Source organism: Pseudomonas silensiensis (genome assembly GCF_050434865.1).
In the GTDB taxonomy this organism is placed as follows: domain Bacteria; phylum Pseudomonadota; class Gammaproteobacteria; order Pseudomonadales; family Pseudomonadaceae; genus Aquipseudomonas; species Aquipseudomonas fluorescens_W.
The window spans coordinates 65,985-92,165 of sequence record NZ_JBNDJH010000013.1 but is presented as its reverse complement, the minus strand read 5'-3'; the positions used below and the strand labels follow the sequence as shown (position 1 = coordinate 92,165).

Below are 26,181 nucleotides of genomic sequence, written 5' to 3'. Positions count from 1 at the left end.
CTACACAGATCGCGTTTCAGCTTGGTGAACGAGTCGTCAGGCAAATTTCACCAGATTCAGCACCGGCAGCGGACCGCCTGGAAACTGCACCAGCCGCGCCCCGACGCTCAATTCCCCCAGATCAATCCCGAAGAAGCCCAGCTGTTCGATCAGCGCCGCCACTTGAGCTTTTGCATCGGCATCATCACCCGAGAGAAACAGCACCCGCCGCCCGCCCTCCGCCGCTGGATCGCTTTCCAGAAACCGCGCCTGAAGGTGATTGAACGCTTTCACCACCCGCGCACCGGGCACCCATTCGGCAAACACTTCGCTGGACGTCCGCCCCTGCAAATCCACCGCCTTGAACGACGGCGCCTCGATTGAGTTGTTGGCGTCGATGACAATCCGTCCGCCAAAATCCGGCAGACCGGCGAGCGCGGTCGGCAACTTCGACCAGTTGACCGCGACCAACACGATGGCTTGTGCGGCGGCTTCCTCGCGAGTTCCGGCACGCGCCGTTGGTCCGAGTTCTTCCACCAGCGAGGCCAGGCTTTGCGGGCCACGACTGTTGGCGATAACCACTTCAATACCTTGACGTGTCAGTGCTCTGGCAAAGGCTGCGCCGATTGCGCCGGCGCCGATGATTCCGATGGTGCTCATGGTTGTTCACTCCGTGGGTTGTCGTTGGAGTGAATACTGCGCTTGCCATTAGCGATTGATTAGCGGGTAATGCCTTGAATGATTTTCAAGCATGACTAGCAGGTGCCTGCCATGGAAACCCTCGCCAACCTCGAATCCTTCGTCCGCAGTGCCGAAACCGGCAGTTTTTCCGCCGCCGCACGGGTGCTCGCGCTGACCCCTGCCGCTGTCAGCCGCAACGTGGCGATGCTCGAACGCAACATCGGCGTGCGGCTGTTCCAGCGCTCGACCCGCAAGCTATCCCTGACCGAAGCCGGGGAACGCTTTCTGACGAGTATCGGCGGTAATCTGCAAGCGCTACAGACAGCAATCAGCGCGGCAAGCAGCGACCAAGGCGAGCCGGCGGGCGTGCTCAAAGTCAGCCTCGCGCCGACGTTTGGCATCGATCATGTCTTGCCTTTGCTGCCGGCGTTCCTGGCGCGCTACCCGCTGATTCGCCCGGAATGGCACTTCGAAAACCGCCCCGTGGATTTGATTGCCGAAGGGTATGACGCGGCCATTGGCGGCGGCTTCAAGTTGACGCCCGGTGTGGTGTCGAGGACGTTGGCGGCGGCGCATGTGGTGGCGGTCGCCTCTCCCGCCTACCTCGCAGGACGCAGCCTGCCCGACAGTCCGACAGACCTGTCCGGACACACCGGCATTGTGATGCGCGGCACCCGCACCGGGCAGATTCGCCAATGGCTGATGCACGATGGCGCGGGCCACGAAGCACCGGCCAATCTGAATGAAAACATTGTGCTCAATGATCCAGCCGCCATGCGCGAAGCGGCGATACTCGGCCTGGGCGTCACACTGCTGGTGTTGCCGGATGTGCTGGCGAGTATCCAGCGTGGCGAACTGGTACGCCTGCTGCCCGACTGGCACGCCGACGCGGGGCCGATTTCGCTGTACTACCCGAGCCGGACGTTGATGCCGGCCAAGACCCGGGTGTTTATCGACTTTGTGGTCGAGGCGTTTACGCACAACTGATCGTTTCCACGCAGAACGTGGAATCGCTCAACACCCTCATTTTTGTATACAAAATCACGACATCTATAGAGCAATCAATCCCACGCAATGCTAACGTTGCCGCCTCACTCAGGTCGGAGGTACGTGCGTGCTGTTACTCAAACTGCTGGTCATCCCAGGATTTCTCTTGCTGATTTCCCTGGCCGGTAAACGCTGGGGACCGAGTGTCGCCGGTTGGCTGTCGGGGTTGCCGGTGGTGGTCGGGCCGATTCTGTTCTTTCTGGCCATCGAACAAGGCCAGGTGTTCGCCGCTCAATCGGCGACGGCAGCGCTGTCGGCGATGTTCGCGATGATTGCCTTTTGCGTGACCTACGCTCAGGTTGCACAGCGCGCGGGTTGGCCGTGGGCGCTGGTGATTTCGCTGTTGGTCTGGGCGACGGCGGCCGTTGTGCTGTCGTTGATTGCGCCGTCCCTGGTGTTCTCGGTGATCGCGGCCGCGACCGCCCTGCTGGCCGCGCCATATCTGTTTCCTTCGGTACAGCCGATCGTATCGGGCCCGGCGCCGAAGTCCGACAAATTGCTGTTGCGCATGATTGCCGGCGCCCTGCTCACCCTCGCCGTCACGTTGTTGGCCAGCACCGTTGGCGAACGCTGGAGCGGCCTGCTCGCGGTGTTCCCGGTGCTGGGCAGCGTGATGGCAGTGTTCTCCCAGCAAACCCGCGGGCCGGCGTTTACCGCTGCTTTGCTGCGGGCGACGGCGACCGGGATGTATTCGTTCGCCGCGTTTTGCCTGGTGTTGGCGCTGGCCTTGCCAGGCATGGGTTTGAGCGCGTTCGCCCTGGGCGTTGCGGTGTCAGTGGGTATGCTCGGGGTGACCAAGCGTTTGTTGGCCAAGCCGGCGAGCCCGGTAGCGGACGCTGGACGTACGGCGATCAAACGCTAAGCTGCTTGATGTCATCGGGCCAGGATGGCCGCCCGCTCATCGCGCTGAAGGAACAGACATGACTCCGCTTCGAAACAGCCACAGCGCGACGGCCGTCGGCGTGATTGCGATTGTGCTCTGGTCCTCCCTGGCGTTGCTGACCACCCTCACCGAAGGTATTCCACCGTTTGAAGTGCTGACGCTGAGTTTCGGCGCGGCGTTCGCGGCGAGCCTGGTGATTCTGGGCCGACACGGGCTCGCCGGGTTCACCAGTTGGCGCCAGCCCTGGGCCGTTTGGGCGACCGGGTTCGTGGGAATTTTCGTTTATCACGCGCTGTACTTTTTCGCACTCAAAGCCGCGCCGGCGGCTGAAGCCAGTCTGATCAACTACCTTTGGCCGCTGTTGCTGGTGTTGCTGTCGGCGTTTTCGGTCGGCGAAAAGCTGCACAAGCGGCAATTGCTCGGCGCACTGCTGGGCCTGGCCGGCACGGCCTTCATTATGCAACAGCGTACCCCGAATGCTGGCGCCGCGATGCCCATCGCCGGTTATCTCGCGGCGTTTGGCTGTGCGCTGATCTGGTCGGTTTACTCGGTGATCAACCGCCGGTTCAGCGAAGTACCGAGCAGCATCATTGGTGGCATCTGTGGCCTGGTCGCCGTGGCCGGACTGGTTTGTCACCTGATGTTCGAAATCACGATACAACCCGACTTCAGCCAATGGACCGCGATTGTCGTCCTTGGGCTGGGACCGGTAGGCCTGGCGTTTTTTGCCTGGGACCACGCCACCAAACACGGCAGTCTGGCGACGCTGGGGGCGCTGTCCTACCTGGCGCCGTTGATGTCCACGTTGCTGCTGATCACCGTGGGGCGCAGCCATGCCAGCCCGATTTTGATCGTCCCCGCGCTGCTGATTATCGCCGGGGCAGTCATCGCCACGTCGCGATCAACCGTCAAAGTGCCGATAACACGTTCGATAGTTTCGAACGAGTAAAGCAAAAAGCTCGCACGTCATTCGAACGGGTTTACTTCAACATCAGCCTCAGTTCAAAACCAATCACTGACTGAGGCCTACACCATGAAGTTCTTTTTCCACCCTTCGCCCAACCCGATGAAAGTCGCCCTGCTGCTCGAAGAACTGCAAACGCCCTACGAATTGATCGGCGTCGACACCTTCAAGGGCGAGCAACACTTGCCGGCCTTTTTGGCGATCAACCCGAACGCCAAGGTGCCAGCCCTGGTCGATGGCGACGCGACTGTCTTCGACTCCCAGGCGATCCTGCTGCACCTGGCGCAAAAACATCAGCGCTTCCTGCCGACCTCCGTCGCAGGTCAGGCCGAGCTACTGTCATGGCTGATGTTCATCGCCACTGGCCTGTCGCCATTTTCCGGCCAGGCGGTGCATTTCCTGCACCACGCACCGGAAGACCTTGCGTATGCGAAAAACCGCTACCTCAAGGAAGTCGAACGTCACTACCGCGTGCTCGATCAGCGCCTGAGCGACCATCAGTACCTGGCCGGAGACACCTACAGCATCGCCGACATGGCGCTCTGGGGTTGGGCCAATTACGCGCCGTACATCCTCGGCGAGAACGGCCTGGCGGCGTACCCGAACGTCAAGCGCCTGTTCGATGAAATCAGCGCCCGCCCGGCCGCCCAACGTGCCCACGGTCTTAAAGAGAAACTGGTGCTGAAGGCTGAATTCGACGAAGAAACCCGTCGCAACCTGTTCCCGCAGAACCAGGCGCAGTAACCCATTCACAGCGTGCGAAGGTGATGAAATGAGATCAGCTCGCCGCTGGCACTGTTGAAGGGGAATTTGAGGGTGAAGCTAATTGCGTCGGTCATCAAAGGTGCTCCAAATGGGGAGCCCTGATGATGTCGCTTGGCGTCGATGCTGGATTCTAATCGGGTTCAAGGAAGGGATTTCGTGTGCGAACTTCGCCGCAACGGGACAGATGACCTGATTGTGGTGTAGGAGCGAGGCTTGCCCGCGAAGAACGATAACGCGGTGTGTCAGACCTGACGCCTTCGCGAGCAAGCTTCGCTCCTACAGTGCCTGGCGACTACCCAGGCTTGTGGTTATCCAGTAAGCGATTGACCGCTAACTCCCCCAACATGATGACCCGTTGCAGCACCAGCATCGTTTGCCGTCGTGGGCCGTCCGTCAAGTCGGTGAGATCGTTGACCATGGCGCTGGCGGATGCCAACGATTCGCAGGCCTCGACGAGCAACGTTTCGTCATCCACCGCTGCGTCGATGGTGAAAATGGTGCTGGGCTTGCGGGGCGGTATCTGCGTTTTCGACGCCCCGGGGTCGAGGTAAAAGCTGAGTGCGCGGTCGGCCGCCTCTTTCATTTTCTTGGGGTCAAGATCAAGAAAGGCGTCGTAGGGTAACGGAACGGTATTCGGGGGGTTGGGCGTTACCTTGAACATAGTTAGAACTCCTTATGCCGTGAATAAAGAGCCAACCAACCTCGCTACCAAACGAAGGGTGGTGGCCATACGCAGGTTGGTAGACCGGGACATAAGGAAACCGGCGCACCCGAAGGTGCCCTGCGCACGACCACCATAATGCCGAGACGAAAAAAACGCCGCGAATGGTGATGCTGTGCACTCCTTACATCCGGGCTACCAAACCCGATCGCTGTTTTTCAGCGACGGGGAAACGATAAGGCCCAGTACCAAGGCGCACAAGCCGGCGAATTCTGGCGTACGCGTAGGTAACGACGCAAGGCGTTGTAGCCGTTAGGACGTAACAGCGGGTGTCTTTAAACGCGTACGTTAAACGCGTGAAAGCTTTCCAAAGATCGCGCCCCCGGAAAAATGTCGGACGCTTCCTCGTGGTTGGTTGGAGCTGGTCCATAAGTAGCCATTGGTAATTGCGCCGGCCAAAGGAACGTGACCGTCCGTTAGACCGCGCTGGAATGCGCCGCAACCTCCATGGGATGATCGCCCCCCACCGCGAGACCGACCATCCCCTGGAGTTTCTGAATGTCATTGTTGAGTAAAAAAGCCGTTGTCCTGTTGTTGACGGCGGTTGCCAGTCTGGGAGCGCTGAATGCGCAGGCCGCCAAGGCCACTGCAAGCGATACCGCGCCCGCACAGAAAGTCTCGATGCTCGGCGGCAAGTTCACGTTCACCCTGCCTAAAGGCTTCGTCGCCAACCCGTTACCTGCCGGCGACGCGACCACCGGCACCGCCGGGGCAACGGGCACCATGTACACCAATCAAGCCACTAAAACCGTTGTGATCGCCGCTGAAAACACCATCCCCGGCGGCCTCAACGTCAAGGACAACGACGGTCAGTTCCTCGACTCCACGGCGTCCGCCTTCGCCACCGAACAAGCCACGGCGCTGCCGGACTTCACCAAGCTCAGCGAAAAAAGCCTGACCCAGAAAGGCACTGGCCTGGGGCTGCGGCAGATCGACAGCACCGCCACCCAGGGCGGCGGCAAAACCCTCGACACCACGCTGATGGCCGCGTCCAACACGCGCATGGCGATCGTTCAGGTGATCTCCCGCCTCAGTGACAATGCTGGCCACGAGACGCTGGTCAAACAGATCGTCACCGGCAAGTAAGCATCAGGGATTGAGGCGCTGCAACCAGGCGCTCAAGTCCTGCAATTCGACAGCACTGATGCTGTGACCGACGCCAGGGTAGGCATGAAATTCAGGCTTGAGTGACAGGCTTTGCAACAGGCTGTCGGCGTCCGTACCGTCAATGTACGGAAGGCGTTTATCCGCAGTGCCATGACCGATAAAAATCGCCAGTTTCTGGCGCTTTTCATCCGGTTTCAGTTCGGACTGGAGTACCGGCAGAATCCGCCCGCTCAACGCCGCGATCCCGCCCACCGCCTCGGGATGACGCAGGGCCACCTCGTAGGACATGATCGCGCCTTGGCTGAAACCCACCAGGAACACCTTGTTCGGTTCGGTGTGATATTTCTTCGCCGCTTGTGCGACGAAATCCTGCAGCACCTGGCCGCTGGCCTTCAGATCATCGGTCTCACCGTTGTAGGCAGCGTTGCCCTTCTGGCGAAACCACTTGTAACTGTCCTCCTCCATCACCATTGGTGCACGTACCGACAGGTAGTTGTATGACGCGGGCAGTTCATCCTTCATATCGAACAGGTCCTCCTCGTTACTGCCAAAACCGTGGAGGAAAATCACCAGGGGCTGATTGCGCGATTCGGGGTTGGCCTGCTCCAGGTACTTGAGCGGCAGATCGGTTTGCAGCGGGGTTTGAGCGTGGACGGCGGCCGACGCCAGGAGTGTCAGCAGAGCGAGAAACTTCAACATAAACCTTCCTTCACAGAGCGCAGGATTCGGGGCAGAGCCTAACATCTCTTCCCGGATACACCGCTTGATCGTTCCCACGCTCTGCGTGGGAACGATCGGAAAAGCCTCAATCGTTAATGAGTTTTCCGACCCGAATCGGCTCTCGCCCCGCGACCTTCGCCTGCCAGGTGCCCGGCTGGGTGTAGCGCCCGCGATCGATGGCAAACAACACGCCACTGGTCCCGGCGCAAACAGTCGTGACCCGATCATTCAGCGGATCAACCACTTCGAACAGCGCATCACCCTTCTCCACCCATTCACCGGAATCGCGCAGGAAACTGACGACCCCGTGATGCGGCGCGAACAGGTATTGGGTGCCTTCGAACGGCATGCCTTCACAGCATTCGCTCGGGGCCGCAGGCCAAGTACCTGTGATGAAACCCTGCTCGGCGAGGAACCCGAGAATCGCCTCGCAATTGGCTTGAGCCTGATCGACTCGAGTGTCACCCATGCTCCCCAGTTCCAGTGTCGTCGCCAGATTGGCCGGCGGGATCGCGGCCTCAGGGAAAGCCCTGGCCAGACGCAACCACGGCGTTGAACACGACTCATCGAATGAGCTGCCGCCGGAGTCTTCACAGAGCAACGCCACCCCTGCCTTCAAACGCGCCGCCAGGGATTGCCACTGCGGCCAGTGTTGCGGCAAGGCATACAGATGAATCGCCGCGTCGAAATCACAATGCAGATCGAGGGTGATGTCGGCCTCACAGGCGTGGCGCAGCAGCAAGCAGTGCATGGCTTCAAGCTGCGAGGCGGGTGCCGGAAGGCCGTCGAGTACCTGACCCATGGTCTGGCGAATCAGCGCAATGTTGGCAGCCGCATCACTGCCTAGCTGATCACCGATCAACTCGGCCACCTGTGCGCTGAGTTCGACGAAGGAGCGGTTGAAGTTCTTGCCGCTGCCCAGCTCGAAACGGCCCATGTGGCTGCCTTGCAGGTGTTGATCGAGGCCGATGGGATTGGCCACCGGGACCAGTTCGATCACGCCCTGCAACTGACCCTGGGTTTCGAGTTCGGCCAGACGCTTTTTCAGTTCCCACGCCGTGCGCATGCCCGGCAGTTCATCAGCGTGCAGGCTGGCCTGGATGTAGACCTTGCGAGTGCCCGCGCCAAAACGAAACACGCTGAGGGTGCGCTCGGTGCCCAGGTGGCTCCAGGGCAGTGAATGATCGATGCGTTGCATGGGGTGCTCCTGTGTTCGCGTGCTGCGCAGAATAAATCATCAAGGCATAAAAAAAGTGGCAACCGCGTCAACGGTTGCCACTTTTTTGAACGGCGTGATTACTGGCCGTAAACGTCAAAGTCGAAGTACTTGTCTTGCACTTGCTTGTACTTGCCGTTGGCGCGGATTTCGGTGATGGCGGTGTTGAATTTCTCTGCCAGCTCGGTATCGCCCTTGCGCACCGCAATACCGGCGCCGCCGCCGAAGTACTTGGCGTCTTCGTAGGTCGGGCCGACGAAAGCGAAGCCTTTACCGGCGTCGGTTTTCAGGAAACCGTCGTCCAGGTTGACCGAGTCGGCCAGCATCGCGTCGAGACGACCGGCGACCATGTCCAGGTTGGCTTCCTGCTGCGAGCCGTAGCGAACCAGATTGATGCCGGCCGGCACCAGCACTTCAGTGGCGAAGCGGTCGTGGGTACTGGCGCGCAGCACACCGACTTTCTTGCCTTTGAGTTCGCTCAGCGGGTCCTTGATGTCGGTGCCTTCCTTCATCACGAAGCGCGCCGGGGTGTGGTAGTACTTGATGGTGAAGTCGACGTTCTTTTTGCGATCATCGGTGATGGTCATGGACGACAGGATCGCGTCGATTTTCTTGACCTTCAGCGCCGGGATCAGGCCGTCGAACTCTTGCTCGACCCAAGTGCACTTCACTTTCATCTGCTCGCACAGCGCGTCGCCGATGTCCACGTCGAAGCCGGTGAGTTTGCCGTCAGGGGTTTTCATCGAGAATGGCGGGTAACCGGCTTCGATACCGAGGCGGATCGGCTTGGCGTCTTCGGCCACAGCCGTCAGGGACAACATCGACAGTGCCAGGGCACCGAACATCACTAGCTTCTTCATTTATAACTCCTGTGTGCGGAGGCTTTTATTGGCAGCTTTCGATTTTCTTTCGGTAGGTGAAGACCGAAGTGGCGGGCAGTCTAGAGCGGCTCAAGGAGGGCAAATTGTATTTAAGCGACAAATACTTATAGAAAAGTGGCCGACGGATTCAAGTACCTTGAAGCGTGCGCCAAGCCAGTGCAAAGACTGTAGGACAAGCCCTTTTTTCAGACAAAACCTACAAGCAAAAACTACAAGAGAGCTCTTATGCCCACGCTGAACCTGATCCAGCACCACCCCGCCGAAGGTCCCGGTGCCATTGCCACGTGGGCTGCGTCCCGAGGTTTGACCTTGAACGTGTTTCGCGCCGACCTCGGCCAGTTGCCGTCAGTCAGTGCAGTACCCGTGATTTTGTTGGGCGGGCCTTATGAGTCCAACGGCGGGCCAGAGTGGCTGGAAGCCGAACGCCAGTGGTTGGCGGGCAGCCTGGATCAAGGCGCGGCGGTGTTTGCGATTTGCCTGGGGGCGCAGTTGCTGGCGCTGAGTCTGGGCGGGAATGTGCGGCGGATGGATCGAACCGAAACCGGTTGGACCCGCGTGACGTTCGCCGATGGTCAGCCACTGAAGGTGCTGGAATGGCACGAAGACGCCATCGACCTGCCGCCAGACGCGCAGTTGCTGGCCAGCAGTGATCAGTGCGAGCAGCAGATGTATCGCGTCGGGCCGACGCGGGTGGGTTTGCAGTTTCATCCGGAGTGGACGGCTGAATCGGTGGCAACGCTCAATGAACACTTTGCCGACGAGTCACCGCTGCCCCGAGGTCAACAGGACAGCGCCGCCTATGCAGCGGTGTTCGAGTGGTTGCAGGCGACGCTGGACGGGTGGTGGGCTTCCGCTTAGAAGCAAGATCAACAGATCGCAGCCTCGTTTCACTCGACAGCTGCTACAGGTCTACGCAATCCCCCCGTAGCAGCTGTCGAGTGAAACGAGGCTGCGATCTTTTCGGCTAGATCAGCATTCGCAACCAATGGCGGCGGTGTTGGGACGTTGCACCGCAACACTCAACTCAAACCCTTCATCCAGCCACCCGGTCACTCCGCCGATCATTTCCTTGACCGGGTAACCCAGCGTCGCCAGTTTCACGGCAGCCTTGTTGGCGCCGTTGCAGTGGGGCCCGGCGCAATACACCACAAACACGCTGGTTTTCGGGTAAGCCGCCAGACTTTCAGCGCTCAGCAGTCGCCCCGGAATATTGATCGCTCCCGGCACATGGCCACGCTCGAACGCGAGCGGGCCGCGCACGTCCACCAGGACAAAATCCACTTCGCCAGCCTGTTGGCTGCCGTGGACGTCGGAACAGTCGGTTTCGAAGGTCAGACGGTTGCTGAAATGCATCAGGGCGATGGCCGATGGGGCGGCGGGAATCTCGCGGACCAGGCTGGTCATGGGCTGTACTCCAAAGTCTCGGTGGGTGTGAGAAGACTTTATCCGCCCGACGCGTGCGGCTACAGTGGCGCACAAGACACTCACCGGGAACTTTCCGCCAAATGCAGCCCACCCCTGGATTGGTCGCGATTCTGGCCTACGACGGCCTCTGTACATTCGAGTTCGGCATCGCCGTGGAGATCTTCGGCCTGGCCCGTCCGGAGTTCGACTTCCCTTGGTACGAGCACCGGATCGCCGCCGTGGATCAAGGCCCGATGCGCGCCATGGGTGGCATTCAGGTGCTGGCCGATGGCGGCATGGAGCTGCTTGAGGACGCCCGCACCATCATCATTCCCGGCTGGCGTGATCGCAGCGCCCCGGTGCCTGAGGCATTGATCGCGGCCCTGCGCCAGGCCCATGCGCGGGGTGCGCGGCTGCTGTCGATCTGCTCGGGCGTGTTCGTACTCGCGGCCACCGGTTTGCTCGACGGTCGCGGCGCCACCACGCACTGGCGTTACACCGCTGAGTTGGCCGAGCGTTTTCCGAACATTCTGGTGGACCCGGACGTGCTCTATGTCGATTCAGGTCAGCTGATCACCTCGGCCGGCAGTGCTGCCGGCATCGATGCCTGCCTGCACTTGGTGGCGCGGGACTTCGGCACGCAAGTGGCCAACTCGGTGGCGCGGCGGCTGGTGATGTCGCCGCAACGCACCGGCGGTCAGGCGCAGTTCATTCCGACACCGGTCAGTCCTACGCCGCGTAGCGATTTGTCGCGCGTCATGCAGTGGGCACGCGAGCGTTTGCATGAACCGCTGGAGGTGCGCGAGTTGGCGAGCGAGGCGGCGATGAGTGAACGGACTTTCCTGCGCCGCTTCACTGAAGCTACCGGCATGCCGCCCAAGGCGTGGTTGCAGCATGAGCGTCTGGGCCGGGCTCGCGAGCTGCTTGAGAGCACGAGCCAAAACACCGACCAGATTGCCCAACACTGCGGTTATCGCTCGGTGGAGAGTTTTCGGGTGGCGTTTCGCAGCGTGGTCGGCGTGCCGCCGTCGGTGTATCGAGAGCGGTTTGGGCGGGAGATCAAGGCTTGCGCAACAAATAGGTATCCATAATCCACCCATTCTCCAATCGAGCCGCCTTGCGCACCCGCTCGATCTCATCCGCCACATCCTTGAGCTTGCCGCTGATCAGGATTTCATCCGGCGTCCCCAGGTAGGCCCCCCAGTAAATCTCTGTCTCCTGATCCGCCACCCGATGGTAGGAATCTTCTGCATCGAGCATCACCACCAGGCTGTCGGCATCGCTCACCTGCCCCGCCGCCAGCCGTCGACCCGTGGTGATTTCAATCGAGCGGCCAATGCGGTTCAGCGGCACCTTATGCTGCGCCGCCAGCGCCTGGACACTGGTGATACCCGGGATCACTTCAAATTCGAAGACGCACCGGCCCGAGGCCAGAATCGCCTGCAAGATCCGAATGGTGCTGTCGTACAACGCCGGATCGCCCCACACCAGAAAACCGGCGCACTGGTCATCCGTCATTTCCTCGCTGATCAGCCGTTCGAAAGTCTGCTGCTTGGCCAGGTTCAGGTCTTCCACGCTGGCCTTGTAGTCCACATCACCGCGTTCGCGCTCCGGGCTGTGGGCTTCGACGAAGCGGTAGTCGCGATCGGTGATGTAGCGTTCGCAGATCTCGCGGCGCAGGTCGATCAGTTTGTCTTTGCTCTGGCCCTTGTCCATGAGGAAAAACACATCGACGAGGTTCAGTGCTTTCACGGCTTGCATCGTGATGTAGTCGGGGTTGCCGGCGCCGATGCCGATGACCAGAAGTTTTTTCATCAATGTGCTCCTTCAGGGTCAGTGCCCAGCAAGCGTAAGCGCCAGCGGCCGTTGAACCGCAGTTCGATGGCCGACAGCGGTTCAACGTCGATCAGGTTGAACGCTGTGCCTTGCAGCACCTGCGTCAGCGCGGCGCGAATGACAAACGGATGGGTGATGGCAACGATATGCCCCGGTGTGGCCTCCAGCGTTTTCAGCCAAGCGGCCACCCGCTCACCGAGTTGCACCACCGATTCGCCACCGTGGGGCGCCGAATTCGGGTCATCGAGCCAGATCTGCAGCGTTTCGGCTGCGGTTTTTTGCAGATCGTCGATCCGTACGCCTTTCCAGCGCCCGAAATCGCAATCCCTCAATGCCTCGACAATCTCCACGTCACTGCCGAACAGTTCGGCGGTTTGCCGGGTTCGCAGTTCAGGTCCACACATCAGTCGCGGCGTCCCCTTGAACTGAGCACGACGCGATCCCCTTGCCGATTGCCAATCCATCTCAATGGGATCATTCGTAGGAAAACACGCCAATTTTTGTGCGACGGTTCGAGCGTGGCACATCAAGGTTAAACGGGTCGCCTGCACGAAGGATCACTCTGTCGATGGAAATTGAAACGGCGTCACGCCGAAAATAATGACCCAATTGTGCCGCAAGAAGCGCGATCCAGGGCGTTTCGTTTGATCCGGCCATTCAGGTTCGAAAACTTGATACGCCTGAAAAAATCGTCGATGTCCGACACCACTATGGGCAATGGACTACAAGCCCAGTCGACTTCCATGTAGCCCAATGCCCACGGGGTTTTCGCCCTGTTTTGGTGCTTTAAAAAACCATGAAAAAATTCACTAGACATGTTGAGTCCGCTACATAAATACTGTTTTAGCAATTTATGAAATGAAACCGACATATCCATCCAGCAGGAGCCCGGATGCCTTCTCTCAGAGACCTGATCACCGATCCCGGCCTGGACCTTACGCCGTCGGAACGCAAAGTCATCCGTGCCTTGCTGGACCAGTACCCGCGTAACGGGCTGGGCCCGATGTCACGTTTGGCCGAACATGCCGGTGTCAGCGATCCCACCATCGTGCGACTGGTCAAAAAACTGGGTTTCAGCGGTTATGCCGATTTTCAGGATGCCCTGCTCAGCGACATGGACCACCGCCTCCGTTCTCCCAGCGCCCTGTTGCAACCTCGTGCTCATCTTCAGAAAGGCGACGCCTGGAGCCAATATCTGGCGCACAGCCATCGAGCGCTGGTGGACACTCATGCGCTGACCCAACCCGAAGATGTGCGGATTCTGGTGGAATGGCTGCTCGACACCCGCCATCAGGTGCATTGCTTCGGCGGGCGTTTCAGCAGTTTCCTCGCCAGTTATTTACTCAATCACCTGCGCCTGCTGCGTCCAGGCTGTTTGGCCCTGGAAGACAACGCGCAACTGCCCGACCGTTTGTTCGACGTGCAACGTCAGGACGTGGTGCTGGTGTTCGACTATCGCCGCTACCAGTCACAGGCCCTGCGCGTGGCCAATGCGGCGAAAAGTCGATATGCACGCGTGGTGTTGTTCACCGACATCTATGCTTCACCGTTGCGGGAAATGGCCGACCTGATTATCAGTGCGCCGGTGGATTCGGTGTCGGCCTTCGACTCCCTGGTTCCGGCGCTGGCCCAGGTCGAGGCGCTGATTGCCTGCCTGTCCCTGCGCAGTCCGGATCTGGCCGATCGACTGGAAGGCATCGACGCCCTGCGGACCGACTTCGATACCCACCTGCTGGAGGATAAATAAGGATGTTCACGCTCCCCCACCACTCGCCTCGGGATTTGCCATTCGTCACCGATCACACCGCGCTGTTGCTGGTGGACATGCAACGCGCCTGGCTTGAGCCGCAGTTCGACCCGCACCTCAACGGACCGGACGCCGAGTACTTCCTGACCCGCACCCACATGCAGGTGGTGCCCAATCAACGCCGGTTGCTCAGCGCCTTTCGCAGCGCCCGGCAAAACGTGCTGCACACGATCATCGAAAGCCTCACCGCCGATGGCCGCGACCGCTCGCTGGACCACAAACTCTCGGACATGCACTTGCCCAAGGGCAGCCCGCAAGCGCGGATCATCGACGACCTGACCCCGGCAGAAAACGAAATCGTGCTGCCCAAGACCTCGTCCGGGGTCTTCAACTCCACCAACATTGACTACGTGCTGCGCAACCTCGGGACGCGGCACCTGATCATTGCCGGCATCGTCACCGACCAGTGTGTGGACATGGCCGTGCGTGACGCCGCGGACCGCGGTTATCTGGTGACGCTGGTGGAAGATGCCTGCGCGACTTACACGCCCGCGCGGCATCAGGCCTGCCTGAATGCAATCAAGGGTTACTGCTGGATCACCAATACCCAGACTGTGCTCGGCCGGTTGCAGGAGATGCAGCCATGAGCGAACGCCTGTTGCCACTGCCCATGACCACCCTCGTCACCACCGACCTGATCGGCGTGACACGCGGGCGTTCCTTTCCCACGGACGAACTCGAGCACTATCAAAGGACGGGTTGTGGCTGGGTGCCGGCCAACAGCGCGCTGACCCCGCAAGACATCATTGCCTACGCCAACCCGTGGGGTGCTTATGGCGATTTGCGGCTGATACCCGATCCGGCCAGCCGAGTGACGGTCAATAACGGCCCGGATGCCAACGCTCCGGCGCTGGATTTTATGCACAGTGACATTCGCGAAACCGATGGCCGCCCGTGGGGAGCCTGCCCGCGTACGGTGCTGCACAACGAGGTAGAGCGTTATCGCGCCGAGTTGGGCTTGCAGGTCAATGCGGCGTTCGAGCATGAATTCAACTTGAACACCGGCGACGTTGAACACCTGGCGTTTTCGCTGCAAGCCCAGCGTCAGGGTGCCGAGTTTGGCGGTTGGCTGCTCAGCGCCCTGCGTGCCGGTGGTGTCGAGCCGGAAATGTTCCTGCCCGAGTACGGCAAGCATCAATACGAAATCACCTGTCGCCCGACTTTGGGGGTGGCCGCTGCCGACCGCGCGGTGAACGTGCGTGAAATCACCCGCGAGATCGCCCGGCAAATGGGCCTGGCGTTGAGCTTCGCGCCCAAGACCTCGGAGCATGCGGTGTGCAACGGCGTGCACCTGCACGTCAGCCTGCTGGACCTGGCTGGCCAACCGGTGATGTACGACGCCGGCACCACCAATGGCTTGTCGACCCTCGGTCAGCACTGGGCCGCCGGCATCCTGCATCACCTGCCCGCACTCTGTGCGTTTACCGCGCCGACACCGGTGTCCTACGAACGTTTGCAGCCTCATCACTGGAGCGCGTCCTACGCGTGCCTCGGGCAACGCAACCGCGAAGCGGCGCTGCGAATCTGTCCGACGACAAGCCTGGGCGGCAAATCGGTGGCATCGCAATACAACCTCGAATTTCGCGCCATGGACGCCACGTCCTCACCGCACCTGGCCATGGCCGCGCTGCTGATTGCCGGTCGGCTGGGCATTGAGCAACGCCTGGCCTTGAACGCAATCACCGATGACGTCCCCGACTCCCTGAACGAAGAACAACGCCAGGCGCGCGGCATCGTCGCCTTGCCCGCGTCCCTTGCCCAGGCCCTGGACTGCCTGCGCAACAACGAGGCACTGATTGAAGCCCTGCCGAGCGCGTTGCTGGACACCTACTTCGCCCTTAAAACCGAGGAACTGACGCTGACGGAACAGCTGTCGTCCGCCGAACGCTGTGAGCACTATGCGCGCCTGTACTGAATCGGCTGAGCTCGGTCTTTACACCGAGCCCGCGTACACCCTGAGCCGGGAAGACTCCGGCCACCCGTTGATTCTGGTGTGCGAGCACGCCAGCCGTTTTATTCCGGCCGGGTTAAATGACCTGGGCCTGAGTCACGCGGCGGCCCGCGAGCACATCGCCTGGGACATCGGCGCCCTGGCGCTGGCCGAGGGCTTGTCCCGAGCACTGGGCGCCACCCTGTTGGCGGCCAATTATTCGCGACTGTTGGTCGACCTCAACCGACCGCGCCAAGCCCCGGACAGCATTCCGGCGCAGAGCGAGATTTATCAGGTGCCGGGCAACCGGGACCTGGACGAAGCCACCCGCGAGTACCGTCGGAAATCCCTGTTCGAGCCGTTTCACTCGCGTCTGACAGACTTGATCGACGAACGTGTCGCTCAAGGACGACCGGTGCGGGTGGTGGGGATTCACAGCTTCACGCCGGTCTATCACGGTCAGCCTCGCACGCTGGAAGTCGGCGTGTTGTTTGGAGAGGCCTGGAAATATGCCCAGCGCTTGATCGATGGCTTGAGCCAGCACCCATTGAAGGTTGCCGGTAATGAGCCGTACAAAATCAACCCGCTGGGCGACATGACCGTGCCGGTCCACGGCGATGCACGCGGCCTGGAATCGGTGTTGATCGAGGTGCGCAACGACCTGCTGCGTACGCCTGAAGACGTCAATCGCTTTACCAAATACCTGGCGCCGCTGTTGTAAAGGAATCGCTTCAAACTCGCGGCTTGCAGCTGCTGTCATCCCAAGGAGAAAGGCTTCATGGAAATAGAAGAGTTCGGCTACAAGCAAGAGTTGAAACGCAGCCTGTCGCTGACCGACCTGGTGGTGTACGGGATGATCTTCATGATCCCCATCGCACCGTTTGGTGTGTATGGCTACGTCAACGCCGAGGCCCCAGGGCTGGTACCACTGGCCTACATCATCGGCATGGTGGCGATGCTCTTCACAGCCCTGAGTTACGGCAGCATGGCTCGGGCCTTTCCGATTGCCGGCTCGGTTTATTCCTACGCCCAACGCGGCCTGAACCAGCACGTAGGGTTTATCGCCGGTTGGCTGATGCTCCTCGATTACCTGCTGATTCCGCCTCTGTTGTATGTGTACGCGGCCATGGCCCTGAATCATTTGTACCCGGACATTCCGAAGGTCGGCTTCATCCTGGCGTTCCTGGTCAGCGCGACCTTCGTCAACTTGCGCGGCATCACCTTCACCGCGCGAATGAACATCGTCTTTCTGCTGGCGCAACTGGTGGTGCTGGGGATCTTCCTGTTTTACGCCTGGAACGCGCTGCACAGTGGCGGCGGTAACGGTCAGCTGACTCTGGCGCCGTTGTACAACCCCGAGACATTCAATTTCGCCCTGCTGATGCAAGCGGTGTCGATTGCGGTGCTGTCGTTCCTCGGTTTCGATGCGATTTCCACCCTCGCCGAAGAGATCAAGGGTGACCCGGGCCGCAGCGTCGGCAATGCCGCGTTGATCACGCTGGTGGTCATGGGCGTGATCTTCGTCGTGCAGACCTGGATTGCGACGGATCTGGCGGCCGGCATGGGTTTCAAATCGGCTGACACGGCTTTTTATGAAATCGCTGAACTCGCGGCCGGCAGCTGGCTGGCCACCCTGACCGCCGTGGCGACGGCGCTGGCCTGGGGTGTGGCGGTGGCAATCACCTCTCAAGCAGCGGTGTCTCGCCTGCTGTTCGGCATGGCCCGAGACGGCAAGTTGCCAAAGGTACTGGCCAAGGTTCATCCCAAACACAACACGCCGTACGTGAGCATCTACCTGGTGGCCGTGCTGTCGCTGGTGATCTGCTACCTGTTCATCAACTCGGGGGACACCCTCACCTCACTGGTGAACTTCGGCGCACTGAGCGGCTTCATGTTGCTGCACCTGACGGTCATCAACTACTACTGGCGTCGGCAGAAATCCGGCCAGGTGATCCGTCACCTGATCTGCCCGGTGATCGGCTTCATCATCGTCGCGGCCATCATGTACAACATGGGCGTCGATGCACAGAAACTCGGCCTGATCTGGATTGCCCTGGGCCTGGTCTACCTGCTTGTGCTCAACAAACTGGGCACCCGTGCGGTACTGCCCGACCCAAGCAACGGCTGACGAGAAAAAGAGCGGCGTCTGACAACCATTCGGGCGACCGCCGATGTAATGCGTGGAAACCGACAGTGATAGTCAGGTTCGGTACCAACCGCCGAACCCTTTGATACAGGAGTGCATCCATGCTGGTCTTACGCCCAGTCGAGTTAACCGACCTGCCCCAGTTGCAGCAACTGGCGCGCGACAGTCTGGTAGGCGTCACGTCTTTGCCGGACGACACCGAATGCCTGCGCGAAAAGATTCTCGACTCCTGCGCCTCATTTGAAAAAGACGTTGAGGGTCATGGCCCGGAGAACTACTTCTTCGTGCTGGAAGATCTGACCCGAGAGCGTTTGGTGGGCTGCTCGGAGATCCTTGCCACCGCTGGTTTCAGCGAGCCGTTCTACAGCCTGCGCAACCGGCATTTCACCAGCGCCTCGCGGGAGCTGAACATCGAGCACGGCGTGCCCGCGCTGTCGTTGTGCCACGACCTCAGCGGCCATACCTTGCTGCGGGGTTTTCATATTGACGCGGCGCTGGTGCGAACACGGTTCTCTGAACTGTTGTCCCGGGCGCGGCTATTGTTCATCGCCGCCCACTCGCAGCGCTTTTCCGAAGCCGTCATCACCGAGATCGTCGGCTTCAGCAGCGATGAAGGGCACTCGCCGTTCTGGGATGCGGTGGGCAAGCATTTCTTTGACCTGCCCTACGTCGAGGCCGAGCGACTTTGCGGCCTGGAAAGCCGAACCTTCCTCGCCGAACTGATGCCGCAATACCCGATCTACGTGCCGATGCTGCCCAAGGAGGCGCAAGACTGCATCGGCCGCATCCACCCCGATGGCCAGGAGGCCTTCGATATCCTCGAGCGCGAAGGTTTCGAGACCAACAGCTACATCGACCTGTTCGACGGCGGTCCGACGTTGTATGCGCGCACTCCCGGCATCCGCTCCATCGCCCAGAGCCAGACCGGCACGGCGAAACCGGGCTCGCCGATCGACGCCCGTGGCAGCTATCTGGTGAGCAACGATTCGCTGAAGGACTATCGCGCCATCGTCGCCGATCTGGATTACCAGACCGGGCAACCTGTGGGGTTGAGCACCGAGATGTGCGCCGCCCTGAACGTGACCGAAGGCAGCCCGATCCGGCTGATCGCACTGTGAGCATTACCCCGCCCCGCGCCCAACGACAGCGCCCGAGCGGGCGTGCAGAAGGAGTTGCATCATGATTGTCCGCCCGGTTCAGGTCACCGACCTGCCCGCCCTGCTGAACCTGGTGCGCCAGGCTGGCCCCGGCTTCACCACCCTGCCGGCCAACGAGGAACGCCTGACCCACCGGGTGCGCTGGGCCCAACGAACCTTCGCCGAACAGGTCGAACGCGCCGATGCCGATTACCTCTTCGTGCTCGAAGACGACGATCAGCAACTGGTGGGCGTCAGTGCCCTGGTGGGCGCCGTGGGCCTGCGCGAGCCCTGGTACAACTACCGGGTCGGGCTCACGGTCAGTTCGTCACCGGACCTGGGTATCCGGCGACAGATTCCGACGTTGTTCCTGAACAATGAAATGACCGGCCAATCGGAGATTTGCTCGCTGTTTCTGCGACCCGATCAACGCCACGGCAGTAACGGTCGATTGCTGTCGTTGGGGCGGTTGTTGTTTGTGGCCGAGTTTCCGCACCTGTTCGGCGACAAACTGATCGCCGAACTGCGTGGCAGTGCCGACGAACATGGCTGTTCACCGTTCTGGGACAGCCTGGGCCGGCACTTCTTCAAGATGGATTTCAGCCACGCCGATCACTTGTCGGGGCTGGGCAGCAAGTCGTTCATCGCTGAGCTGATGCCACGCCAACCGCTCTACACCTGCCTGCTCACCGAACAGGCCCAGGCCGTGATCGGCAAGGCGCACCCGAACACGGAACCGGCGTTGAAAATCCTCACCGCCGAAGGCTTTGCCCATAAGGGTTACATCGACATCTTCGACGCCGGCCCGGTGATCGAAGCCCCTGTCTCGAATATCCGCGCGGTGCGCGACAGCCAACCGCTGCTGCTGGCCATCGGCACGCCCGACGAGCAGGCCCCGGTGTGGCTGATCCACAACCGTCGCCTGGAAAACTGCCGCATCACCGCCGCCCAGGCCAGGCAAGTGGGCAACAGCCTGATCGTCGACCGCCTCACCGCCAAACGCCTGCAACTGCAGCCCGGCAACTCGGTACGCGCCGTGCCGCTGCTCAATCAACAACAGCAGTTGGTGGCGGCGTAACCGACGGTGGTCCGTCCACCTCTGCAAATTCGTCATCATCCTTCCCCCGCTCGCGTGATAGCCTTTTGTTCCTTCGGCGTTGACACTTTTGCTCAAGCCCTTCCATTCCCATTGCAGTGGTGGAACTCATATGTCCAGGCTCTCTCATCAAGATTTACGCCGTAACTTTCGCGAGCTGTTCGCCTCCAACACCTGCTATCACACGGCGTCGGTCTTCGACCCGATGTCGGCCCGTATTGCCGCTGACCTGGGCTTTGAAGTGGGGATCCTGGGCGGTTCGGTCGCATCGTTGCAGGTACTGGGTGCGCCTGACTTCGCCCTGATCACCCTCAGCGAGTTTGCCGAGCAGGCCACTCGTATTGGCCGTGTTGCCCAACTGCCGGTCATCGCCGACGCCGACCACGGCTACGGCAACGCGCTCAACGTCATGCGCACCATCGTCGAACTCGAACGGGCCGGTGTGGCCGCCCTGACCATCGAAGATACGCTGCTGCCCGCCCAGTTCGGCCGCAAGTCCACCGACCTGATCGGCGTCGCCGAAGGTGTCGGCAAGATTCGTGCAGCACTGGAAGCCCGGGTCGACTCGGAGATGGCGATCATCGCCCGCACCAACGCAGGGATTCTGCCAGTGCAGGAAGTCATCAGCCGTACGTGTCATTACCAGCAGGCCGGTGCGGACGGGATTTGCATGGTGGGCGTGCGGGACTTCGACCACCTCGAACAAATCGCCGAGCACCTGAGCGTGCCGTTGATGCTGGTCACCTACGGCAACCCGTTGCTGCGCGACGACAAACGCCTGGCCGAGCTGGGTGTGCGGGTCACCATCGATGGTCATGGCGCCTATTTCGCGGCGATCAAGGCGACTTACGACAGCCTGCGGGAACAACGGCAGATCTTTACCCAGGCGTCGGACTTGAGCGCTACCGAGCTGACTCATACCTATACGCAGCCTGAGGAATACATCCGTTGGGCGGAAGAGTTTATGAGCGTCAAGGAGTAACTACAGCGAGAGTGTTTACCGGTGGCGACGGAGCTTAACTCCCTCGCCACAAAACTCACTCGCCTGTCAGGCCGGAGTCTTGAACTCCACCTCCCGCTGCAACGCCCGCGCCTGAACCACATTCAGCATCGCGCAGCCTTCGCGCATCAGCAGATGAACCGCCCGGGTAACGCGCGTCAGATCGCAATCGGAAATGTCTTTGAGGTTCAGGCTGGACAAGGTGTCCGCCAGATCGCGAACCACGGTGAAGCGATGCGCAGCGCAAGCGGCGATGTCGCTGAGTTCTTTGTGGGTGTTGATGAAGAGCACCGGGGTTTCGGCGTCGTAGGTGTCGATGGGGAGGTAACGGGGCATGACTTGGTCGAACATATGGGTAGCTCCTTATTAATGAGTTTTCCTGGTGTTCGACCGGCCAAGATCGTCGCGGAGGGTTGCCGCGAGACGCAACTATAGGGGTCGATGCCGAAACGCGGCAACAGGGCACGTCGTAGGAAACGTCTTGGAAAGTTGTGGGGCGGTTTTGACGGCTGTGTCTGGCTTGAGAAACACCCCTCACCCTAACCCTCCCGAAACGTCGGACCGCCCCAGAGGGTAGAGGGGACTGACCGAGTTGTTTTGGCTATTTGCTGCGACCTGAGAGGTTGAGTCGAACTTGGATTCGGCCAACAGCAAAGCAAAAATCGCATTCAACTCGGTCGTTCACGTCGCCGGATTCCTCAAGAAACCCACAGTCAGTCCCCTCGCCCCCTTGGGGAGAGGGTTAGGGTGAGGGGGCGATCGAACAGACCACCCCCCCTCAAAACCGCACGCAATTCAGTGAGCCTTAGCCAACTCCATAATCATCCGCGACAACAGATAAATCCGCGGCGCCACGCTCTCTACCTCCGCGTACTCCTCAGGCGTATGAATATTGCCGCCCACAATCCCGAACCCATCCAGCGTCGGCGTACCCACACCCGCTGACAAGCTGGCATCCGCCGCCCCACCACTTCCCTCTTCCGTCAACTTGCGGCCAATCTCCCCATAAATCCCCTGAGCCATGGCCATCAACCGATCCGATTCCGGTGTTTGCGGCATCGGCGGCAATCCGCGCTGCAGTGTGGTGGTGACGTCGGTGTCAGCAATCAGCTTGTCTTTCGAAACCCGCGCCAGGTCCTTCTCGATCCGGTCAAACTCTTCCGGCACCGCCACCCGTACGTCTGCTTTGGCGGTGGCTTGATCTGGAATCACGTTGGTGCGATCGCCGGCCTTGAGCACGGTGAAGTTGATGGTGGTTTTCTTCTCCGCGTCGCCAAGTTTGCCGAGCTGCAAAATCTGGTGCGCCGCTTCCATGGCGGCGTTACGTCCCAGTTCCGGGGCGACACCGGCATGAGCCGCCTTGCCCTTGACCTCGACCACGGCGGTGGCACTGCCTTTGCGCCACACCACCAGGCCATCCGCCGGGCGACCGGGTTCGAGGTTGAGGGTGACGTCGTGGGCCTTGGCGGTTTTCTTGATCAGGTCGGTGGCGATGTCCGAGCCGGTTTCTTCGCTGGCGTCGAGCAGGAAGGTGATTTGCGCGTAGTCCTTGAAGTCGAGGTTTTTCAGGACTTTCAGCGCGTAGATCCCGGCAACGATGCCGCCCTTGTCGTCCATCACGCCCGGCCCGTAGGCGCGACCGTCCTTGATGTGGAACGGACGCTCGGCGGCTGCCCCCTCCTTGAAGACGGTATCCATGTGCGCCATCAGCAGGATTTTTGCCTTGCCGGTGCCTTTCAGGGTCGCGATCACGTGGCTGCTTTTGTCCGGGGTATTGGGCACAAGCTCGATGGTCGCGCCGAGTTTTTTCAGTTCGTCGATGGCGATGTCGCTGACTTTCGTCAGGCCCGGTTCATAGCCGGAACCGGAGTCAATGTTCACCAAACGTTCCAGTAACTTCAGGGCCTCACCCTTGTACTGTTCGGAATCGGCGAGGACTTGTTTGTGCGGTTCGGCGGAAACTGCGGGAGCGAAAGCGCCAAGGGCGAGGGTCAGGCCAAGGCTGGTGGCCAGCAGGGAGCGAGGGAGATTTAGCGTCATGAATCAATCCTTGTTTCGTGTCGGGGGTGAAAAACACCCTACCTGACTACGGCGCAAGGCTCTAGACCGAATGCGAGCGTGGGAACGATCACGTTTCACACCGAATCGAGTAATTCGTAATGCGGTTCGCCATCACCGCAACAGATGACACGGTTGCGACCGGTGGCTTTGGCTTCGTAGAGCGCCTGGTCGGCGTCGTTGAGCCACCGGGTCGCGTCGGTGTGTGCCGGGTTGAAGGCGGCCAGTCCGATGCTCAGGCTGACTGTCAGCGCCGGGTTCTGCTCGTAGCCCAAGGTAGCGAAACGATCACGCAAGGCATCCATGGCGACCGCAGCGCTCGTGAGCGGAAGGTCCGGAAGGATCACGCAAAACTCGTCGCCACCGTAACGCCCGGCAACATCCGCCGCGCGCAGGTTCTGCTTGAGCATTTTGCTCAACTGGCGCAGCACGACATCCCCGGCAACGTGGCCATAGGTGTCGTTGATGGATTTGAAATGGTCGATGTCGATCAGCGCGATCGCCCCGCCCCGCTGCTGACGTTTGCAACGCTGGAATTCGACTTCCAGTTGATCCTTCCAGGCGCCGTGATTCAGCAGGCCGGTGAGGCTGTCGGTGCGGCTCAGGGCCAGCAATTCACGCTTTTGCCGGCCGAGGGTGTGGGCCTGGCGGAAGCAGATCCAGCCCAGTGCCAGCGGATACAAACACATCAAGGGCAAACAGGCATACATCTGCAGTTGGCTGGTTTGCGGGACGAAGGCGGGGGAGAAAATCAGCAGTCCCACGCCCATCCCGAGAATCTGTGCCACGGTGCCCGCCAACAGGAAACGTAAACCGCCAATGGCCACATTGTTCATCGCCATCATGGCCAGGGTCGTCGCGCCGGGCAGCGGATTGAAGTGCATGGCGGCGACCCAAAAGCCGCCGAGAAAGGCGTCCACCAGCAGGTTGCGGTGTTCGGCGTGATAAGGCACTTGCGCGCGGCGCGCCCATTGATAAGCCAGGTGCGGCCAGAGTACGGCGTTGAGCAGCATCGCCACCCAGACCCACGGTGCAGGGTTGAGTGGATACATCGCCGCGCTCACGAGCAACAGCCCCAAAGCCAGACCCAGGGTTCGCGATGTATAGAGCCTCCTGGCCAGTGAAAGTCCTTTTCCTCCCGTTTTTTCCATAGAGGCCTCTGCGCCACTGAACGGAACCTGAAAACACTAGGGTTTCAAGTGTGGTGAGAGTCTATCAGGGCAACGGCAAATAGCCATCACCGGCTGGCGGTCTGAATACCAAGGCATCGCCATGAGGCGAGGGCCCAATGTTTGGCTATACATGAAAGGAGGGTTCGATCAATAACGATAAAAAAGGAGGCCCATGCAAACCTTTCAAGTGTTGATCATCGGCAGCGGTTTTGGCGGTCAGTGCGCGGCGATCAATTTGCTCAAGGCAGGCATCAGCGATTTCCGCTTGCTGGAACGACGGGACTTTTTCGGCGGCACCTGGTGCCAAAACACCTACCCCGGTGCCGCGGTCGACGTGCCCTCGCCGCTCTATTCGCTGTCCTTCGCGCCCTACCGCTGGACACAAATGTTCGCCGGGCAGGCCGAACTGCACCACTACACCCAGTACGTGGTGGAGCACTTCGGCCTGCGAGACAAGGTGGAACTGCAGGCCAATGTCGAGCGCATCGAATGGGACGACGACAGCAAATGCTGGGCGGTGCACACCGCCAGCAAAGGCACGTTCCATGCGCAGTTCCTGATCAACGCCACCGGGCCATTGAGCCAACCCGTGATTCCACACTTCCAGGGCCAGGAGCGGTTTCAGGGCAAGACTTTTCACACCAACAACTGGGATCACACCTACGATTACCGGCAAAAACGCGTGGCCATCGTTGGCAGCGGCGCCAGCGCGGCCCAGGTGATTCCGACGATTGCCCCGGACGTCGAGCATCTGCATGTGTTCCAGCGCACGCCTCACTGGGTGTTGCCTCGGGCCGACCGTGCCTTTGGGCCCTTCCAGCGTTGGTTGCTGGGGCTCAAACCGGCCTACAAACTGTTGCGCTGGATCATCTACTGGCTGTTCGAAACCCGGGTGATTGCCTTCAAGTATTCGAAACCAGCGATCCGCCTGGTCCAGCAACACGCCCTGCGGTTCCTCAAACGGCAAGTGCCCGACCCCCAATTGCGGCAGAAACTGACACCCGACTACGTCATCGGCTGCAAACGGGTGATCATCTCCAGCACCCTGTACCCGGCGCTGGGTCGCAGTAACGTGAGCCTGCACAGCCGCGAGCAAGGCATCGCCGCCATCGATGAAACCGGCATCGTCACCCAGGACGGCCAACACATCGACCTGGACCTGATCGTCTGGTCAACCGGTTACGACGCCACCGACGGGGTGATTTCCTACCCGGTCACCGGCAAAAACGGCACACAACTCAAAGATTTCTGGGCCCAGTATCCGCGGGCCTACCTCGGCACCAGCCTGCCAGACTTCCCCAACCTGTTTATCGTCACCGGCCCCAACACGGGCATCGGCCATACCTCGGCGCTGTTCATCATCGAGTCTCAGATGAACTACATTCTCGATTGTATTCGCACGTTAAAAGAACACGGTTTGCGCAGTATCGAAGTACGCCCCGAAGCAGAACGTACCTACACTGAAATGATCCACCGGGAGATGGAACGCACCGTCTGGAAGTCCGGGGGCTGCCACAGTTGGTATCAAAGCAAGAGCGGTCATGTGATTGCGATGTTTCCGGGGTTCAGTTTCAGCTATCACCGGTTGACCAGGGCGCTGAAACCCGCCGATCACATTCTGTCCTGATCACG

The 26,181-nt window shown here is 60.4% G+C and carries 27 protein-coding genes; 16 read left to right on the top strand and 11 right to left on the bottom strand.

Going from position 1 to position 26,181, the window contains the following annotated elements; all coding sequences use genetic code 11:
- Positions 1-36 precede the first annotated feature (36 nt).
- On the bottom strand, positions 37-639 hold the full coding sequence (locus tag QF010_RS19255; RefSeq protein WP_429533716.1) for an NADPH-dependent F420 reductase: 603 nt from the start codon (positions 637-639) through the stop codon (positions 37-39).
- A 111-nt stretch (positions 640-750) separates the two neighbouring features.
- On the opposite strand from QF010_RS19255, the gene QF010_RS19250 reads away from it, so the two are divergent.
- From QF010_RS19250 to QF010_RS19235, 4 genes are all read left to right on the top strand, one after another.
- The gene (locus QF010_RS19250; RefSeq protein ID WP_429533715.1) at positions 751-1,647 is read left to right on the top strand and encodes a LysR family transcriptional regulator; all 897 of its coding nucleotides are present in this window, start codon (positions 751-753) and stop codon (positions 1,645-1,647) included.
- A gap of 127 nt (positions 1,648-1,774) precedes the next feature.
- On the top strand, positions 1,775-2,569 hold the full coding sequence (locus QF010_RS19245; protein WP_429533714.1) for a hypothetical protein: 795 nt from the start codon (positions 1,775-1,777) through the stop codon (positions 2,567-2,569).
- A 58-nt stretch (positions 2,570-2,627) separates the two neighbouring features.
- Positions 2,628-3,539: an aromatic amino acid exporter YddG gene (gene yddG, locus QF010_RS19240; protein ID WP_429533713.1), complete on the top strand. Its 912-nt coding sequence runs from the start codon at positions 2,628-2,630 to the stop codon at positions 3,537-3,539.
- A gap of 84 nt (positions 3,540-3,623) precedes the next feature.
- The gene (locus QF010_RS19235) at positions 3,624-4,298 is read left to right on the top strand and encodes a glutathione S-transferase family protein (protein WP_149630458.1); all 675 of its coding nucleotides are present in this window, start codon (positions 3,624-3,626) and stop codon (positions 4,296-4,298) included.
- Positions 4,299-4,611: 313 nt separating this feature from the next.
- Here the strand turns inward: QF010_RS19235 and QF010_RS19230 are convergent, their stop codons facing one another.
- On the bottom strand, positions 4,612-4,980 hold the full coding sequence (locus QF010_RS19230) for a DUF6124 family protein (protein WP_429533712.1): 369 nt from the start codon (positions 4,978-4,980) through the stop codon (positions 4,612-4,614).
- 558 nt (positions 4,981-5,538) lie between these two features.
- Between QF010_RS19230 and QF010_RS19225 the strand changes: the two genes are divergently transcribed.
- A complete protein-coding gene (locus tag QF010_RS19225) occupies positions 5,539-6,126 on the top strand; it encodes a DcrB/PsbP domain-containing protein (RefSeq protein ID WP_429533711.1) in 588 nt (195 codons plus the stop codon).
- A gap of 3 nt (positions 6,127-6,129) precedes the next feature.
- Here the strand turns inward: QF010_RS19225 and QF010_RS19220 are convergent, their stop codons facing one another.
- From QF010_RS19220 to QF010_RS19210, 3 genes are all read right to left on the bottom strand, one after another.
- Positions 6,130-6,846 carry an alpha/beta hydrolase gene (locus QF010_RS19220; RefSeq protein ID WP_429533710.1) on the bottom strand — a complete coding sequence of 239 codons (717 nt, stop codon included), beginning with the start codon at positions 6,844-6,846 and terminating at the stop codon, positions 6,130-6,132.
- Between the two features lie 106 nt (positions 6,847-6,952).
- Positions 6,953-8,065: a succinylglutamate desuccinylase/aspartoacylase family protein gene (locus QF010_RS19215; RefSeq protein ID WP_429533709.1), complete on the bottom strand. Its 1,113-nt coding sequence runs from the start codon at positions 8,063-8,065 to the stop codon at positions 6,953-6,955.
- A 98-nt stretch (positions 8,066-8,163) separates the two neighbouring features.
- The gene (locus tag QF010_RS19210; RefSeq protein WP_429533708.1) at positions 8,164-8,943 is read right to left on the bottom strand and encodes an ABC transporter substrate-binding protein; all 780 of its coding nucleotides are present in this window, start codon (positions 8,941-8,943) and stop codon (positions 8,164-8,166) included.
- 246 nt (positions 8,944-9,189) lie between these two features.
- Here QF010_RS19210 and QF010_RS19205 point away from each other — a divergent pair, with 246 nt between their 5' ends.
- Positions 9,190-9,822 (top strand): type 1 glutamine amidotransferase, encoded by a 633-nt coding sequence (locus QF010_RS19205; RefSeq protein ID WP_429533707.1) that lies wholly within the window; start codon positions 9,190-9,192, stop codon positions 9,820-9,822.
- 111 nt (positions 9,823-9,933) lie between these two features.
- Here QF010_RS19205 and QF010_RS19200 read toward each other — a convergent pair whose 3' ends face one another.
- The gene (locus tag QF010_RS19200; RefSeq protein WP_429533706.1) at positions 9,934-10,368 is read right to left on the bottom strand and encodes a rhodanese-like domain-containing protein; all 435 of its coding nucleotides are present in this window, start codon (positions 10,366-10,368) and stop codon (positions 9,934-9,936) included.
- 101 nt (positions 10,369-10,469) lie between these two features.
- Between QF010_RS19200 and ftrA the strand changes: the two genes are divergently transcribed.
- Positions 10,470-11,459, top strand: a complete 990-nt coding sequence (ftrA, locus tag QF010_RS19195; protein WP_033053999.1) for a transcriptional regulator FtrA — start codon at positions 10,470-10,472, stop codon at positions 11,457-11,459.
- On the opposite strand, the gene cobF is transcribed toward ftrA, so the two are convergent.
- A complete protein-coding gene (cobF, locus tag QF010_RS19190) occupies positions 11,428-12,183 on the bottom strand; it encodes a precorrin-6A synthase (deacetylating) (RefSeq protein ID WP_429533705.1) in 756 nt (251 codons plus the stop codon). The genes ftrA and cobF overlap by 32 nt on opposite strands.
- A complete protein-coding gene (locus QF010_RS19185; RefSeq protein ID WP_429533704.1) occupies positions 12,183-12,755 on the bottom strand; it encodes a histidine phosphatase family protein in 573 nt (190 codons plus the stop codon). Before QF010_RS19185 ends, cobF begins: the two co-directional genes overlap by 1 nt.
- Before the next feature lie 341 nt (positions 12,756-13,096).
- Between QF010_RS19185 and QF010_RS19180 the strand changes: the two genes are divergently transcribed.
- The 8 genes from QF010_RS19180 to QF010_RS19145 all read left to right on the top strand — a co-directional run bounded on the left by QF010_RS19180 (position 13,097) and on the right by QF010_RS19145 (position 21,301).
- The gene (locus tag QF010_RS19180) at positions 13,097-13,951 is read left to right on the top strand and encodes a MurR/RpiR family transcriptional regulator (RefSeq protein WP_033053992.1); all 855 of its coding nucleotides are present in this window, start codon (positions 13,097-13,099) and stop codon (positions 13,949-13,951) included.
- Between the two features lie 2 nt (positions 13,952-13,953).
- Positions 13,954-14,598 carry a cysteine hydrolase family protein gene (locus QF010_RS19175; RefSeq protein WP_429509294.1) on the top strand — a complete coding sequence of 215 codons (645 nt, stop codon included), beginning with the start codon at positions 13,954-13,956 and terminating at the stop codon, positions 14,596-14,598.
- Complete coding sequence (locus tag QF010_RS19170) at positions 14,595-15,926, top strand: glutamine synthetase family protein (protein WP_429533703.1); 1,332 nt, start codon at positions 14,595-14,597, stop codon at positions 15,924-15,926. Before QF010_RS19175 ends, QF010_RS19170 begins: the two co-directional genes overlap by 4 nt.
- A complete protein-coding gene (locus QF010_RS19165; protein ID WP_429533702.1) occupies positions 15,910-16,662 on the top strand; it encodes an N-formylglutamate amidohydrolase in 753 nt (250 codons plus the stop codon). Before QF010_RS19170 ends, QF010_RS19165 begins: the two co-directional genes overlap by 17 nt.
- A gap of 57 nt (positions 16,663-16,719) precedes the next feature.
- Entirely contained in the window at positions 16,720-18,069 is a 1,350-nt protein-coding gene (locus QF010_RS19160) for an APC family permease (RefSeq protein WP_429533701.1), read from the top strand.
- Between the two features lie 119 nt (positions 18,070-18,188).
- Positions 18,189-19,205, top strand: coding sequence for an arginine N-succinyltransferase (locus QF010_RS19155; RefSeq protein ID WP_429533700.1), 1,017 nt, complete (start codon positions 18,189-18,191; stop codon positions 19,203-19,205).
- 61 nt (positions 19,206-19,266) lie between these two features.
- Entirely contained in the window at positions 19,267-20,301 is a 1,035-nt protein-coding gene (gene astA / locus QF010_RS19150; RefSeq protein ID WP_429509289.1) for an arginine N-succinyltransferase, read from the top strand.
- A gap of 130 nt (positions 20,302-20,431) precedes the next feature.
- The gene (locus QF010_RS19145) at positions 20,432-21,301 is read left to right on the top strand and encodes an isocitrate lyase/PEP mutase family protein (protein WP_033053984.1); all 870 of its coding nucleotides are present in this window, start codon (positions 20,432-20,434) and stop codon (positions 21,299-21,301) included.
- A gap of 66 nt (positions 21,302-21,367) precedes the next feature.
- Here the strand turns inward: QF010_RS19145 and QF010_RS19140 are convergent, their stop codons facing one another.
- The 3 genes from QF010_RS19140 to QF010_RS19130 form a co-directional block, all read right to left on the bottom strand.
- The gene (locus tag QF010_RS19140) at positions 21,368-21,670 is read right to left on the bottom strand and encodes a hypothetical protein (protein WP_033053983.1); all 303 of its coding nucleotides are present in this window, start codon (positions 21,668-21,670) and stop codon (positions 21,368-21,370) included.
- 444 nt (positions 21,671-22,114) lie between these two features.
- Positions 22,115-23,359: a M20/M25/M40 family metallo-hydrolase gene (locus tag QF010_RS19135; RefSeq protein ID WP_429533699.1), complete on the bottom strand. Its 1,245-nt coding sequence runs from the start codon at positions 23,357-23,359 to the stop codon at positions 22,115-22,117.
- Positions 23,360-23,454: 95 nt separating this feature from the next.
- Positions 23,455-24,528: a diguanylate cyclase gene (locus QF010_RS19130; protein WP_429533698.1), complete on the bottom strand. Its 1,074-nt coding sequence runs from the start codon at positions 24,526-24,528 to the stop codon at positions 23,455-23,457.
- A gap of 193 nt (positions 24,529-24,721) precedes the next feature.
- Here QF010_RS19130 and QF010_RS19125 point away from each other — a divergent pair, with 193 nt between their 5' ends.
- Positions 24,722-26,176, top strand: coding sequence for a flavin-containing monooxygenase (locus QF010_RS19125; protein ID WP_429533697.1), 1,455 nt, complete (start codon positions 24,722-24,724; stop codon positions 26,174-26,176).
- Positions 26,177-26,181: the final 5 nt, after the last annotated feature.

Excerpts from the sequence above, each read along its gene's own strand:
- astA (WP_429509289.1), top strand. The coding sequence starts at position 19,267 with ATGATTGTCCGCCCGGTTCAGGTCACCGACCTGCCCGCCCTGCTGAAC.
- QF010_RS19250 (WP_429533715.1), top strand. The coding sequence starts at position 751 with ATGGAAACCCTCGCCAACCTCGAATCCTTCGTCCGCAGTGCCGAAACC.
- QF010_RS19220 (WP_429533710.1), bottom strand. The coding sequence starts at position 6,846 with ATGTTGAAGTTTCTCGCTCTGCTGACACTCCTGGCGTCGGCCGCCGTC.
- QF010_RS19230 (WP_429533712.1), bottom strand. The coding sequence starts at position 4,980 with ATGTTCAAGGTAACGCCCAACCCCCCGAATACCGTTCCGTTACCCTAC.
- QF010_RS19205 (WP_429533707.1), top strand. The coding sequence starts at position 9,190 with ATGCCCACGCTGAACCTGATCCAGCACCACCCCGCCGAAGGTCCCGGT.
- cobF (WP_429533705.1), bottom strand. The coding sequence starts at position 12,183 with ATGAAAAAACTTCTGGTCATCGGCATCGGCGCCGGCAACCCCGACTAC.
- QF010_RS19210 (WP_429533708.1), bottom strand. The coding sequence starts at position 8,943 with ATGAAGAAGCTAGTGATGTTCGGTGCCCTGGCACTGTCGATGTTGTCC.
- QF010_RS19165 (WP_429533702.1), top strand. The coding sequence starts at position 15,910 with ATGCGCGCCTGTACTGAATCGGCTGAGCTCGGTCTTTACACCGAGCCC.
- yddG (WP_429533713.1), top strand. The coding sequence starts at position 2,628 with ATGACTCCGCTTCGAAACAGCCACAGCGCGACGGCCGTCGGCGTGATT.
- ftrA (WP_033053999.1), top strand. The coding sequence starts at position 10,470 with ATGCAGCCCACCCCTGGATTGGTCGCGATTCTGGCCTACGACGGCCTC.
- QF010_RS19225 (WP_429533711.1), top strand. The coding sequence starts at position 5,539 with ATGTCATTGTTGAGTAAAAAAGCCGTTGTCCTGTTGTTGACGGCGGTT.
- QF010_RS19170 (WP_429533703.1), top strand. The coding sequence starts at position 14,595 with ATGAGCGAACGCCTGTTGCCACTGCCCATGACCACCCTCGTCACCACC.
- QF010_RS19145 (WP_033053984.1), top strand. The coding sequence starts at position 20,432 with ATGTCCAGGCTCTCTCATCAAGATTTACGCCGTAACTTTCGCGAGCTG.
- QF010_RS19130 (WP_429533698.1), bottom strand. The coding sequence starts at position 24,528 with ATGGAAAAAACGGGAGGAAAAGGACTTTCACTGGCCAGGAGGCTCTAT.
- QF010_RS19160 (WP_429533701.1), top strand. The coding sequence starts at position 16,720 with ATGGAAATAGAAGAGTTCGGCTACAAGCAAGAGTTGAAACGCAGCCTG.
- QF010_RS19235 (WP_149630458.1), top strand. The coding sequence starts at position 3,624 with ATGAAGTTCTTTTTCCACCCTTCGCCCAACCCGATGAAAGTCGCCCTG.
- QF010_RS19140 (WP_033053983.1), bottom strand. The coding sequence starts at position 21,670 with ATGTTCGACCAAGTCATGCCCCGTTACCTCCCCATCGACACCTACGAC.
- QF010_RS19175 (WP_429509294.1), top strand. The coding sequence starts at position 13,954 with ATGTTCACGCTCCCCCACCACTCGCCTCGGGATTTGCCATTCGTCACC.
- QF010_RS19180 (WP_033053992.1), top strand. The coding sequence starts at position 13,097 with ATGCCTTCTCTCAGAGACCTGATCACCGATCCCGGCCTGGACCTTACG.
- QF010_RS19200 (WP_429533706.1), bottom strand. The coding sequence starts at position 10,368 with ATGACCAGCCTGGTCCGCGAGATTCCCGCCGCCCCATCGGCCATCGCC.
- QF010_RS19135 (WP_429533699.1), bottom strand. The coding sequence starts at position 23,359 with ATGACGCTAAATCTCCCTCGCTCCCTGCTGGCCACCAGCCTTGGCCTG.
- QF010_RS19255 (WP_429533716.1), bottom strand. The coding sequence starts at position 639 with ATGAGCACCATCGGAATCATCGGCGCCGGCGCAATCGGCGCAGCCTTT.
- QF010_RS19155 (WP_429533700.1), top strand. The coding sequence starts at position 18,189 with ATGCTGGTCTTACGCCCAGTCGAGTTAACCGACCTGCCCCAGTTGCAG.
- QF010_RS19125 (WP_429533697.1), top strand. The coding sequence starts at position 24,722 with ATGCAAACCTTTCAAGTGTTGATCATCGGCAGCGGTTTTGGCGGTCAG.
- QF010_RS19215 (WP_429533709.1), bottom strand. The coding sequence starts at position 8,065 with ATGCAACGCATCGATCATTCACTGCCCTGGAGCCACCTGGGCACCGAG.